We start from the raw sequence: 12,035 nt of genomic DNA, 5'->3' as shown, positions 1-12,035 counted from the left end.
TCCACCGTTCGAGTTCATGCAGTTGACCTGCGAGCTTCACATAGATTTACCGGTAGGTAACCGGCGGGTCCAGTCGGGTGCTGCCTAAGAGAAGTGCAATAATCGGTACTGCCAGTGACAGACAAAAAACGGGTGGACGTCATACCGAAGGCGCATCGTGCCACAGCCGGCCTCGATTGCGACTCGAACAGGCGCAGCCCGACAAGCTTGAAAGGTAGGGGTCGTGGGCCAAAACGGCAACGGTACCTCCTCGCGTCAGAAGCTCGAAAAGGTCGTCATCCGCTTTGCCGGTGACTCCGGCGACGGCATGCAGCTGACGGGTGACCGGTTCACCTCCGAAGCCGCGCTGTTCGGCAATGACCTTGCGACGCAACCGAATTACCCCGCCGAGATCCGGGCACCACAGGGCACGCTGCCCGGCGTCTCCTCGTTCCAGATCCAGATCGCCGACTACGACATCCTCACCGCAGGCGACCGGCCCGACGTTCTCGTCGCGATGAACCCCGCGGCGCTCAAGGCCAACGTGGAGGATCTGCCGCGCGGCGGCCTGATCATCGCGAACGCCGACGAGTTCACCAAGCGCAACCTCGCCAAGGTCGGCTACGAGGCCAACCCACTGGAGAACGACGAGCTCTCCGACTACGTCGTTCAAGCCGTGGCGATGACCACGCTGACGCTGGGCGCCGTCGAGCCCATCGGCGCGACCAAGAAGGACGGCCAGCGCGCCAAGAACATGTTCGCGCTGGGGCTGCTGTCGTGGATGTACGGCCGCGAGCTCGAGGCCAGTGAGGCCTTCATCCGGGAGAAGTTCGCCCGGAAGCCAGAGATCGCCGAAGCCAACGTGCTGGCGCTCAAGGCCGGTTGGAACTACGGCGAGACCACCGAGGCGTTCGCCGTCACCTACGAGGTGGGCCCCGCCAAGCTGAAGTCGGGCGACTACCGGCAGATCTCCGGCAACACGGCACTGGCCTACGGGCTGGTGACGGCGGGGCAACTCGCCAACACGCAAGTCGTACTGGGCAGCTACCCCATCACGCCCGCGTCGGACATCCTGCACGAGCTCTCCAAGTACAAGCACTTCAACGTGCTGACCTTCCAGGCCGAGGACGAGATCGCGGGCATCGGCGCCGCCATCGGGGCCTCCTACGGCGGCGCGCTCGGCATCACCAGCACCTCTGGCCCGGGCATCTCGCTGAAATCCGAGGCCATCGGCCTGGCCGTGATGACCGAACTCCCGCTGATCATCATCGACGTGCAGCGTGGTGGTCCGTCGACCGGTCTGCCCACCAAGACCGAACAGGCCGATCTGCTTCAGGTGCTCTACGGCCGCAACGGTGAATCGCCGGTCGTCGTGCTCGCGCCGGCAACCCCGTCGGACTGCTTCGACGTCGCCGTCGAGGCCGCGCGGATCGCGGTGACGTACCACACCCCGGTGATCATCTTGTCCGACGGCGCGATCGCCAACGGTTCGGAGCCCTGGCGCATCCCCGACGTGAGTCGGTACGCGCCCATCGAGCACACCTTCGCCAAAACCGGTGAGCCCTTCCAGCCGTACGCCCGCAACCCGGAAACCCTGGCCCGGCAGTTCGCGATCCCAGGGACTCCCGGTTTGGAGCACCGGATCGGCGGCCTCGAGGCTGCCAACGGCTCGGGCAACATCTCCTACGAGCCCAAGAACCACGACCTCATGGTGCGACTGCGCCAGGCCAAGATCGACGGCGTCACGGTGCCCGACCTCGAGGTCGACGACCCGACGGGCGACGCCGAACTCCTCCTGGTCGGCTGGGGCAGCTCGTACGGCCCGATCGGCGAGGCGTGCCGACGCGCCCGGCGCAAGGGCATCAAGGTGGCCCACGCGCACGTTCGCCACCTCAACCCGTTCCCCGCGAACCTCGGCGAGGTGCTCAACCGCTACCAGAAGGTCGTCCTTCCAGAGATGAACCTGGGCCAGCTGGCGATGCTCTTGCGCGGCAAGTACCTGGTCGACATCCAGTCGGTCACCAAGGTCGAGGGCATGGCGTTCCTGGCCGACGAAGTCGAGGGCATCATCGATGCCGCGCTGGACGGAACACTCGCCGAAACGGAAACTGACAAGGCCAAGTTCGCGCGGCTGGCAGCAGCCACGGTGGATACTGGTGTGGGAGTTGATGCATGACTGATCTGATCGGGGCCGACCTTGGGCTCACCTCCGTTGGTTTGACGAAGACCAGCGCGGTGCCGACCACCGACGAGCCGCAGAAGGCCAAGGACTTCACCAGCGACCAAGAGGTGCGTTGGTGCCCCGGCTGCGGTGACTACGTCATCCTCAACACCATCCGCAACTTCCTGCCGGAGTTGGGCCTGCGTCGCGAGAACATGGTCTTCGTCAGCGGCATCGGCTGCTCCAGCCGGTTCCCGTACTACCTCGAGACCTACGGCTTCCACTCGATCCACGGTCGCGCGCCGACCGTCGCCACCGGCCTGGCGCTGGCTCGCGAGGATCTGTCGGTTTGGGTGGTGACCGGTGACGGCGACGCGCTGTCCATCGGCGGCAACCACTTGATCCATGCGCTGCGCCGCAACATGAACCTCACGATCCTGCTGTTCAACAACCGCATCTACGGACTCACCAAGGGGCAGTACTCGCCGACCTCCGAGGTCGGCAAGGTCACCAAGTCGACCCCGATGGGCTCGCTGGACTACCCGTTCAACCCGGTGTCGCTGGCGTTGGGCGCCGAGGCCACCTTCGTCGGCCGGGCACTCGACTCGGACCGCAAGGGCCTCACCGAGGTGCTGCGTGCGGCGGCCTCGCATCGTGGCGCTGCGCTGGTCGAGATCCTGCAGGACTGCCCGATCTTCAACGACGGCTCGTTCGACGCGCTCCGCAAGGAAGGCGCCGAGGAGCGGCTGATCAACGTGGCTCACGGCCAACCGATCACGTTCGGCGCCAACGGTGAGTACTGCGTGGTGAAGTCCGGTTTCGGGCTCGAGGTCGCCAAGACGGCGGACACCGCTGCCGACGACATCGTGGTGCACAACGCCCACGTCGACGATCCGGCCTACGCGTTCGCACTGTCGCGCATCTCGGAGCAGAACCTCGAGCACACCGTGATGGGAATCTTCCGTCAGGTGATCCGCCCGACGTACGACGAGATGGCGCGCGATCAGGTCACCTCTGCAAGGGATTCCAAGCCCCACGACACGGCGGCTCTGCAATCCTTGCTCCGTGGAAAAGACACCTGGACCGTCGAATAACGTGACGACCCCGTTGGCCGCAGTCATCCTGGCCGGCGGGGCATCGCGCCGCATGGGCCGCGACAAGGCAACCCTGAGCTTCTCCGGACCCGCGGGTGAGACGACGTTCGTCGAGCGCGCCGTGGCGATTCTCGGCGAACGCTGCTCCCCGGTCTTCGTGGTGGCCGCACCCGGCCAACCACTGCCGCCCGGCCTGAATGCCGAGGTGCTGCGCGACGACGTCCGTGGCGTTGGCCCGTTGTTGGCCACTGCTCGGGGCCTTCGCGCGGCCGCCGACGCCGGTCTTGACCTGGCCTTCGTGAGTGCCGTCGACATGCCCTACCTGACCGTCGAGCTGATCGACGAACTCGTCGGTCCCGCGGTACGGCTCGGTGCGGACGTGGTGCTGCCATGGGACGGTCGTGACCACTACCTCGCCGGGGTCTACCGCACGGGGCTGGCCGACCGCGCCGACGCATTGGTGGCAGCGGGGGAGCGAAGCATGCGTGCGCTGGTCGATGTCGTCGACACCCAGCGGGTCGTGATGTCCGAACAGCGGGCGCTGACCAACGTCAACACCGTCGCAGATCTCGTCTGAATTCAGTCAGCAAATTTGGAATTCGGACGCCAATCTGCGCAATTAAGTCGTGTGACCATCTAACTAACATTCTTTGTGGCAAGTGTGGTCTGTTATTGACGACGTAATTGCTCGTCAGCCGTTTAGCACCTAGGGGCGGATACGATGGCGCTGGGCATCAAACCTGCTACGGCGTAACGGATCTCGATGCCACCGGGAAAGTTGGGCAATTCGGGAATTTTACGGATCAGCCGAATCCGCGGTGTATAGACCGAGGTCATTGGGGGCGAGGTCCTGGTGGCGGCCCGCGCGACGTCGCTGCGACAGCGGTCGCCGAGGTCCGGCGCTGAGATACCACTGCAGATCACCACACGTGTCGCGAAAGCTATTGCAGAACAAGGATATTGGTGACCGTGTTCATGATCGCCACGACTGGTGTTTGGCGCGGTGGCTACGGGCGTTGGATCGGGTATCCGTGGTCAAATACTTTGCAGGGCAGCGGCATTCACATATCTGTCTAACTCGGGGTGAACGGGGCCAGGCAGCGAATCAAAACCGCACTTCCTGGCGGATCGGTACTGGTGCAACGCCTTTTGGCGCGTCGCGGTGACCATTGTTGCTGGTGTGACGCCACCGACTGTGCGCCGGCTCACAAATTCCTAGTGATCTGTCTCACCAAAACCTGTCCGACGTGCGATTTCCGATTCTCGTAAAAGCGGCGTCTTACCTGCACGGACGATTGTTAGGCCACACCGTGATCTGCCCGTGATGTACCCGCGACACGCGTCCGACCAAACATGACTTTGCGCCAAAAGATTTGTACGGTCCCTAAGTCTCCAAATGGAGCAAATAATTTCAAAACCAAGAACCTGCGTGTGAGCGGGGCTGCGGCAGGCCACTACGGCCTTCGCGGCGGCCGGGCGGAATGCCCGGCGAGGCGGATCTGCCCTCCCCGCTGTCGTGCCCGACCGAGACGGCGCGACCCATCCCTGCCGCCTGGAATCCCGGCATTTCGTCCGCGTCATTGCGGGCGTCTTTGGCGCGCGCTTGGCGAGAGGATCGAAGTTGAAGAACATCCGCAAGACGTTTGGGCTGGCCACCTTCGCCGGGGCGCTCCTCGTGGCTCCGATGGCGCTGGGCGCCGGTACCGCGAATGCGGACGGGGTGAACTGGGACGCCGTCGCAGCCTGCGAGTCCGGCGGCAACTGGCACACCGCCACCGGTAACGGCTACTACGGCGGTCTGCAGTTCACCATGGGTACCTGGCGCGCCAATGGTGGCTCGGGCTCGCCCCACCAGGCCAGCCGTGAAGAGCAGATCCGGGTTGCCAACAACGTCCTGAAGACCCAGGGCATCCGTGCCTGGCCGGTCTGCGGCCGGCGGGGCTAAGCCCTGGTAGACATCGCGGAATTCGATCGCGACAGCTTTGACGACGGTGCCGGGCGATATGCCCGGCACCGTTCTCATTTAAACCACCTCATCTACACCACGGCCCCCTCCAACACATCACGCCCCGATAAAGAACTTCAGTCTCTTCTGTAACGCGTGAAATCCCTCACACGAAGTACTGGATGACCGCGTTGTGGGAACACACAAATCTTGCAAACGGTCCTCGTGTCAAACGGTCGGGGAAGGACCGCACAGATGAACATTCGATTCGCATTTCGCAAGACAGTGACCAACGCACTGAAGCTGGTCCTGGTCACTGGTGCGTTCGCCGTCGCCGCGTTGACCCTCTCCACCGCGCTGACCACGGGCACTGCCCACGCCGACAGCATGAACTGGGACGCCGTCGCCCAGTGCGAATCGGGCGGCAACTGGGCCGCCAACACCGGGAACGGGGCCTACGGCGGGCTGCAGTTCAAGCCGGCCACCTGGTCCTCCAACGGCGGCTTCGGCTCGCCCGTGAACGCTTCGCGTGAGGAGCAGATCCGCGTCGCCGAGAACGTCCTGGCCAGCCAGGGCCCCAAGGCATGGCCCAAGTGCAGTGCGGTCGGCGGTACACCCGCGCTGTGGACCACGTCGACGTCGACGGCCCAGGCCCCCGCCGCCACCGGCTGCGAGGCCATGCCCACCTCGGGACTGCTCGGCTTCATCAACCCGCGGCAGATGTGCTCCGCGCTGCTCAGCCCGCTGACGTCACTGGGTCAGGTGCGCTGACCTCGTTGCCATCGGGATCGACGAGAAGGTCGCCAGCGGCCGAGGCACCGGCACCGACCAGCTCGTCGAAGCCTGCTGTGACGCTCCACTGCCACCGGTTGGGCACCACCCGCTCGTCGCGAACACGCACGAACTTCCAGATCAGCTCTGGGCGCCCCGCCGATTCGTAAAGCCACCGCATCGTGCCATCGGTCCCAGGACCGATCTCCGCCCCGAGCAGCGCAGCCCACCAGGCCGCGAGCTCCTCAGGACGGTCGCTGTCGGTGCAGACCGCGAACACGCGGGCAGGCGGGCCCGAGTCGGCATCCGGCTCGATGAACGCACAGAACTCGTTGCCCTCGACGTCGGCGAGGGTGACTCGCCGTTCCGGCAGGTACTCGTCCAGCACCCGGGCGCCCAGGGCCAGCAGGGATGCCACGTCGTGGACGTAGACGTCGACGTGGACGCGGTTCTTCACCACCTTGGCTGTCCGCTGCGGCCGGATGACGAGATATCGACGGCACGCCGCCTCGCCGAGCGCGGCCTCCCAGAACCGTGTCACCGCCGCCGGGTCCTCGGCCTCGACCAGCAGCGGTCCGAGCTGAACGGTCACAGGTCGTCCGCCGGGAGTGCGAACGCCGACCGGGACGCGATCGACGCGAGGTGCCGGGTGAGCAGCGCCTCCGGCATCACTGCGGAGGCACGCATCATGGCGGCGCCGATGAACGCGGGCCGCACGTTCACGATCTCGCCGATCAGCCTGGATTCCCTGACCAGGGGGCTCACTCGCGGCCGCCGGACGGCGGCGAATCGTGCGAACGCGGTAGGCAGGCCGTCGGCGTGCTCGATGCAGTGCGCCAGGATCGCCGCGTCCTCGAGTCCCTGGCAGCCGCCCTGGCCGAGATGAGGTCGCATCGGATGGGCGGCGTCACCGACGAGGACGACGGAACCGCGCGCCCACTGCCGAGCGTCGGCGCGGTCGTAGAGGTCGTTGCGCAGTAGGTCATTCGGGTCGGTGGTCGCCAACAACGCGGGGATCGGGTCGGCCCAGGCGCCGTACTTCGACTGCAGGTACGCGAGTTCGCCTCCAGGAGCTTTTCCACCCTCCCGGCTGCGCTCGGTGGCGAACCAGTAGGTGTGTTCGCCTCCGAGCGGGACGTGGCCGAATTCCGTTCCCGTGCCCATGGTTTCACCGGCCAGCTCGGGGTCGAGGGAGTAGACGGCGACGCCGCGCCACGCCGTGTAGCCGGCATAGCGGCGGGCCATCGCGCCGTTGAGATGGCGCGCCACCATGGAACCGACGCCGTCCGCGCCGACCACACCGTCCGCCTCGCGAGTCGTGCCGTCGGCCAACGTGATCCGTACTCCGTCGGCGGTGGCGACGAGTTCGGTTGCTGCACGCCCGGTTTCGATGGTGCCTGCGGCCAGCGCGTCGGCCAGCAGACCCATCAGTACCGTGCGCCGGACCACCACCAGCGGCTCGCCGAGTGCGTGGACGATGCGTTCAGGGGACGGATGACGCAGCCACGACCCGTCATGCCAGCGCATCGCGCCTGCGGACACCCGGCCACCCGCCGCGCGGACGGCGTCGCCAAGGCCGATCTCGTCGAGGGCGGCCAAGGCGTTGGGCCAGATGCTGATCCCCGCCCCCGACGCGGTGTCGGCCCGTTCCTCGAGGATGGTGACCCGGTGGCCGTGCCGTTGCAGTGCGACCGCCGTTGCCAGCCCCGCGATGCCGGCGCCGACCACCACGATGTCGTTCGTCACCGAAGAAAACTAGCGCGGCGATGTGGCCGCTCGTGTCAGAGGTCGAACACGAGCAGGGTGCTGGTGGCCGTCGCGATCACCGCGCCGTCGGGATCTGTCACCACACCCTCGGTGAAGCCAACCCGCGACCCGGACTTGACCACGGTGCCCGTCGCGGTGAGCAGGCCGCTGGTCAGGCGAACTGTCCGCAGGTAGTTCACCTTGATCTCGATCGAGGTGTAACCCTTGCCCCGCGGCAGCGTGCTGTGCAGCGCGCAACCGGCCACCGAGTCCAGCAGCGTGCAGATCAGGCCGCCGTGGATGACCCCGATCGGGTTGTACGCCGACTCGTCGGGCCGGCAGGTGAAGATCACCTTGCCGGGATCGGCGGAGACCATCGTGAACTCCATCAGGCCCGAGATCGGTGGCGGCGGCAGAACCCCGTCGAGCATCGCGCGCAGGTAGTCGACGCCAGCCATCGCGAGGCCTCTCGCGGTGGTGGGTGCGGGATCGTGCCAGGACACGACCTTCGAGCGCAGCTCACCCCAGGTGCCCTCGGGCGTCTCGGTCAGTTCGGCAGTCACGTTGTCTTTCCTTCGTCGAGGCGGTCGGAGATGGCGCTATACCGGCGCGGCCGGCGCGGATCGTCGGGGGCGACGGCGTGAACCTGGCCCCAGGCCAGTAGTGCGTCGAGAACGGGGATGAGGGCTCGTCCGGAGTCGGTGAGGCGGTACTCGTCGCGCTGCGGCGCGGTTTGGTACGGCACCCGGGTGATGACGCCTGCAGCGGTCAAAGTCTTGAGCCGTGCGGCGATACGGTCGCGGGGGGCACCGGTGCCGCGGACGATGTCGCTGAAGCGGGTGGCTCCCAGTGCGATCTCCCGCACGACCAGCAGAGCCCAGCGTTCGCCGACGACCTCCATGGCGGCCGCGATCGGGCACGGCCGACCGGGTAGGCCGGCCAACGGCACTGAGGTCATGGTGTTAGCGTGCCAGGAGTGAGTTTGAATATCAAACCAAAGAGACCACGGTCACTGGCCGTCATCGCCGCGGGCACGGCGCGCTCGTCCTGCTCACCGACGTGACGCCGATGGCGACCCCTGCCCCGTACCGCGGCCGATCTCGGGGCCGACGCCGCGGCGCGGGCCTGGCTGCTCAGCTCCATGCCCGTCGGGCGGGCCGCGGGCCTGCTGGCGGCGGGGGTATTGGGTGACAACTTCGGCAGGCGACGCGTGTACCTGGCGGGGCTCGCCATGCTCGCGGCCGGTGCGTTCGGCTGCGCCGCGGCACGGGAGCCAGTGGTGTTCGTGGCCGCGCGCATCCTCGAGGGTCTCGGCGGCGCGGCGATACTGGCCTGCAGCCTGGCGATTCTGGCCAACGACTTTCCCCAAGCGCGACGCCGTGGCCACGCCACCGCGGTCTGGGGAGCCAGTGTGGGCGTTGGGATCTCGCTCGGCGTGGTGGTGTCGGCGGGGCTCGGTACGCCGCTCTGGCGAGAGTCCTACGTGGCCGTCGGCGGACTGGCGTTGATTCTGTTGTGGCCCAGTGTGTCCCGTGTTCTCGAGTCGCGGGCCGCGAACCGTCGCAGGCTCGATTGAGGGGGTCTGGTGCTGTTCGCCACCGCCATGACCCTGATGGTCTGCGCGCTGACGCGGGGCCGCCGTCACCTCGGTACTCGCTGCGGCTGCCGTGTTGGCGCAGGCCGGATTCGTCGTGGTCGAGCGCCGGATCCGCGATCCATCGATCGAACCCGAACTGTTGCGGCACCGCGGGTTTCGGGTCGCCGCGATCGGATCCATGGCCGTCGGCGCAGGTATCACCGCCACGGCCTCGTTCGTCCCGACACTGGTCCAGGTCGGGCTGGGCGCCGGATTGTGGACGGTCGCGGTTCTGGTCATCGCATGGTCGGGTACCAGCGTGGCGACGTCGGTGCTCCTGACCCGAGTTCGACGGTCGGTGCAGGGGCCAGCAATCATCGCGGTCCTGCTGATCGTGGTCGCCCTCGGTCAACTGCTGGGCTACGGGTTGGGCGCCGGATCCAGCCCGTGGCGGCTGGTGCCGTCGATGGTGATCGCAGGCGTGGCGACCGGACTGCTCAATGCGCTGCTCGGCCGTGAGGCGGTGGCCAGTGTCGGTGCCGACCGCGCGGCGATGGGCAGCGGCGCCAACAAAACCGCACGTCTCGGCGCGGCGGTCGGCATCACGTTGTTCGTCGTGACCGCCACCCAGGTCGGCGACAACCTGATAGCCGGCTGGAATGCCGCAGTACTGGTATCCGCCGCGCTGACCCTTGTCGGCGCCGGTGCCGTCGTGCTCGCGGCGAAACCCGCTCGAACCAGAGCGCTCACTCGTGCTACCAACGGGACGTGACCCCGACACCGTTTCACGATCTCGACGACTTCCTCGCCCTGCCCCGGGTATCCGGCCTGGTGGTGTCCCCCGACGGATCCCGCGTCGTGACGACGATCGCCGAACTCAACGACAAGCGGACGGAGTTCATCAGCGCCGTCTGGGAACTCGACCCCGCAGGCGTGCGACCGGCCTGGCGCTTGACCCGCGGCGCCAAGGGCGAGTCGGCGCCGGCGTTCACCGCGGGTAACGATCTGCTGTTCGTGGCGGCACGCGCCACCGATGACGACGACAAACCACCCGCGTCGCTGTGGCGACTTCCGGCCGCGGGCGGGGAGGCCACCCAAGTCCTCGACCTGCCAGGCGGCGTCGACGCGGTGTACGCCGCCAGGGAAGCCGACGTCACGCTCGTCGGCACCACCATGCTGCCGTCGGCGACCGGCGTCGACGACGACAAGCGGTTACGGGCACTGCGCAAGGACGCCAAGGTCTCGGCGGTGCTGCACACCGGCTACCCGGTGCGGCACTGGGACCACGACATCGGCCCGGGACTGCCGCACCTGCTCGACGGATCGGACACGCGCGACCTGACCCCCCATCCCGGCCAGTCCATGCAGGACGTGGACCTCGACGTCAGCGGGGATGGCCGATTCGTCGTGACCTCCTGGCACGCACCAGGACCGGGTGCGTCCGTTCGCAGCACGCTGATGCGCATCGACGTCGGCACCGGCGAGCGGGCCGTCATCGCGGAGGACCCCGGAGCCGACCTCGAGTTCCCGGCGATCTCGCCCGACGGCGCCACCGTGGCGTTCACGCGCGAGACCGTGGCCACGCCGCACCAAGCGCCGCGAATCACATTGTGTGTCATGCGGTTCGGCGAACCCTTCGTCGAGATCGCCACCGGGTGGGACCGTTGGCCCGCGTCGGTTTCGTGGTCCGCCGACGGCACCGCCCTGGTGGTCACGGCCGACGAGGCAGGCCGACGCCCGGTGTTCACCGTCGACCCCAGCACCTCCGAGGTCATCCGGCGCACCGACGACGACTTCACCTACACCGACGTGTCCGCCGCGCCGGGCGGCGTGCTCTACGCACTACGAAGCAGCTATGCGACGCCCCCGCATCCCGTGCGCATCGATCCCGACGGAACCGTGACGGCGTTGCCCTGCGTCGAGCTGCCCAGCCTGCCCGGCGAACTCACGGAGTTGACCGCTACTGCACCCGACGGCACCCCAGTCCGGTCCTGGTTGACGCTGCCCGACGGGGACGACCCGGCGCCGCTGGTGCTGTGGATCCACGGCGGCCCACTGGGCAGCTGGAACGCCTGGCACTGGCGCTGGAACCCGTGGCTGCTGACCGCCAAGGGATACGCCGTGCTGATGCCCGATCCGGCGTTGTCAACGGGCTACGGCCAGGACTTCATCCAGCGGGGCTGGGGGGCATGGGGATTCGCTCCGTACACCGATCTGATGGCCGCGACCGACGCGGCGTGCGCACACCCCAGGGTCGACGGAACCCGCACGGCAGCGATGGGCGGCTCGTTCGGCGGTTACATGGCCAACTGGATCGCGGGCCACACCCACCGGTTCGACGCCATCGTCACGCACGCCAGCCTGTGGGCGCTCGACCAGTTCGGGCACACCACCGACGGCGCGTACTGGTGGGCTCGCGAGATGACCACCGAGATGGCCGAGGCGAACAGCCCGCACCGACACGTCGGCGAGATCCGCACGCCGATGCTGGTGATCCACGGCGACAAGGACTACCGCGTGCCGATCGGCGAGGGCCTGCGGCTGTGGTACGAGCTGCTCACCGAGTCCGCCTTGCCCGCCGCAGACGACGGGACCAGTCCACACGAATATCTCTACTTCCCGACCGAGGGGCACTGGGTGCTTGCGCCACAACACGCGAAGGTCTGGTACCAAGTGGTCACGGCGTTCCTTGGCAGGCACGTTCTTGGTCAGCAGTCGAAGCCCCCGGAGATCCTCGGCTGAGCAGAATTGGATCACCACACG

11 protein-coding genes and 1 pseudogene are annotated in these 12,035 nt (G+C 67.2%); 8 read left to right on the top strand and 4 right to left on the bottom strand.

Annotated elements, in window-relative coordinates; genetic code table 11:
- Positions 1-223: 223 nt before the first annotated feature.
- The 5 genes and pseudogenes from HNP02_RS19805 to HNP02_RS19785 all read left to right on the top strand — a co-directional run bounded on the left by HNP02_RS19805 (position 224) and on the right by HNP02_RS19785 (position 5,950).
- Positions 224-2,155, top strand: coding sequence for a 2-oxoacid:acceptor oxidoreductase subunit alpha (locus tag HNP02_RS19805; RefSeq protein ID WP_184441582.1), 1,932 nt, complete (start codon positions 224-226; stop codon positions 2,153-2,155).
- Positions 2,152-3,234 carry a 2-oxoacid:ferredoxin oxidoreductase subunit beta gene (locus HNP02_RS19800; protein WP_184441580.1) on the top strand — a complete coding sequence of 361 codons (1,083 nt, stop codon included), beginning with the start codon at positions 2,152-2,154 and terminating at the stop codon, positions 3,232-3,234. The genes HNP02_RS19805 and HNP02_RS19800 overlap by 4 nt, the downstream gene beginning before the upstream one ends.
- Before the next feature lies 1 nt (position 3,235).
- Positions 3,236-3,811: a molybdenum cofactor guanylyltransferase gene (gene mobA, locus HNP02_RS19795; RefSeq protein ID WP_184441578.1), complete on the top strand. Its 576-nt coding sequence runs from the start codon at positions 3,236-3,238 to the stop codon at positions 3,809-3,811.
- Positions 3,812-4,945: 1,134 nt separating this feature from the next.
- Positions 4,946-5,179: pseudogene (locus tag HNP02_RS19790) on the top strand (transglycosylase family protein); the annotation flags it as partial.
- Between the two features lie 255 nt (positions 5,180-5,434).
- Positions 5,435-5,950 carry a transglycosylase family protein gene (locus HNP02_RS19785; RefSeq protein WP_184441574.1) on the top strand — a complete coding sequence of 172 codons (516 nt, stop codon included), beginning with the start codon at positions 5,435-5,437 and terminating at the stop codon, positions 5,948-5,950.
- Here the strand turns inward: HNP02_RS19785 and HNP02_RS19780 are convergent.
- From HNP02_RS19780 to HNP02_RS19765, 4 genes are read right to left on the bottom strand one after another with little or no spacing between them, the layout of a single operon-like run.
- A complete protein-coding gene (locus HNP02_RS19780; RefSeq protein WP_184441572.1) occupies positions 5,916-6,542 on the bottom strand; it encodes a VOC family protein in 627 nt (208 codons plus the stop codon). The genes HNP02_RS19785 and HNP02_RS19780 overlap by 35 nt on opposite strands.
- The gene (locus HNP02_RS19775) at positions 6,539-7,696 is read right to left on the bottom strand and encodes an FAD-dependent oxidoreductase (protein ID WP_184441570.1); all 1,158 of its coding nucleotides are present in this window, start codon (positions 7,694-7,696) and stop codon (positions 6,539-6,541) included. Before HNP02_RS19775 ends, HNP02_RS19780 begins: the two co-directional genes overlap by 4 nt.
- A 35-nt stretch (positions 7,697-7,731) precedes the next feature.
- The gene (locus tag HNP02_RS19770; RefSeq protein WP_184441569.1) at positions 7,732-8,259 is read right to left on the bottom strand and encodes a PaaI family thioesterase; all 528 of its coding nucleotides are present in this window, start codon (positions 8,257-8,259) and stop codon (positions 7,732-7,734) included.
- The gene (locus HNP02_RS19765) at positions 8,256-8,654 is read right to left on the bottom strand and encodes a helix-turn-helix domain-containing protein (RefSeq protein ID WP_184441567.1); all 399 of its coding nucleotides are present in this window, start codon (positions 8,652-8,654) and stop codon (positions 8,256-8,258) included. Before HNP02_RS19765 ends, HNP02_RS19770 begins: the two co-directional genes overlap by 4 nt.
- Before the next feature lie 120 nt (positions 8,655-8,774).
- Here HNP02_RS19765 and HNP02_RS19760 point away from each other — a divergent pair, with 120 nt between their 5' ends.
- From HNP02_RS19760 to HNP02_RS19750, 3 genes are all read left to right on the top strand, one after another.
- Positions 8,775-9,272, top strand: a complete 498-nt coding sequence (locus tag HNP02_RS19760; protein ID WP_184441763.1) for an MFS transporter — start codon at positions 8,775-8,777, stop codon at positions 9,270-9,272.
- Between the two features lie 94 nt (positions 9,273-9,366).
- Positions 9,367-10,044: a hypothetical protein gene (locus tag HNP02_RS19755; RefSeq protein WP_184441565.1), complete on the top strand. Its 678-nt coding sequence runs from the start codon at positions 9,367-9,369 to the stop codon at positions 10,042-10,044.
- The gene (locus HNP02_RS19750) at positions 10,041-12,014 is read left to right on the top strand and encodes a S9 family peptidase (RefSeq protein WP_184441563.1); all 1,974 of its coding nucleotides are present in this window, start codon (positions 10,041-10,043) and stop codon (positions 12,012-12,014) included. The genes HNP02_RS19755 and HNP02_RS19750 overlap by 4 nt, the downstream gene beginning before the upstream one ends.
- Positions 12,015-12,035 lie beyond the last annotated feature (21 nt).

This window comes from Mycobacterium sp. AZCC_0083, from assembly GCF_014202335.1.
GTDB lineage: Bacteria > Actinomycetota > Actinomycetes > Mycobacteriales > Mycobacteriaceae > Mycobacterium.
This window is presented reverse-complemented; position numbering and strand designations above follow the sequence as displayed.

Excerpts from the sequence above, each read along its gene's own strand:
- HNP02_RS19800 (WP_184441580.1), top strand. The coding sequence starts at position 2,152 with ATGACTGATCTGATCGGGGCCGACCTTGGGCTCACCTCCGTTGGTTTG.
- HNP02_RS19765 (WP_184441567.1), bottom strand. The coding sequence starts at position 8,654 with ATGACCTCAGTGCCGTTGGCCGGCCTACCCGGTCGGCCGTGCCCGATC.
- HNP02_RS19785 (WP_184441574.1), top strand. The coding sequence starts at position 5,435 with ATGAACATTCGATTCGCATTTCGCAAGACAGTGACCAACGCACTGAAG.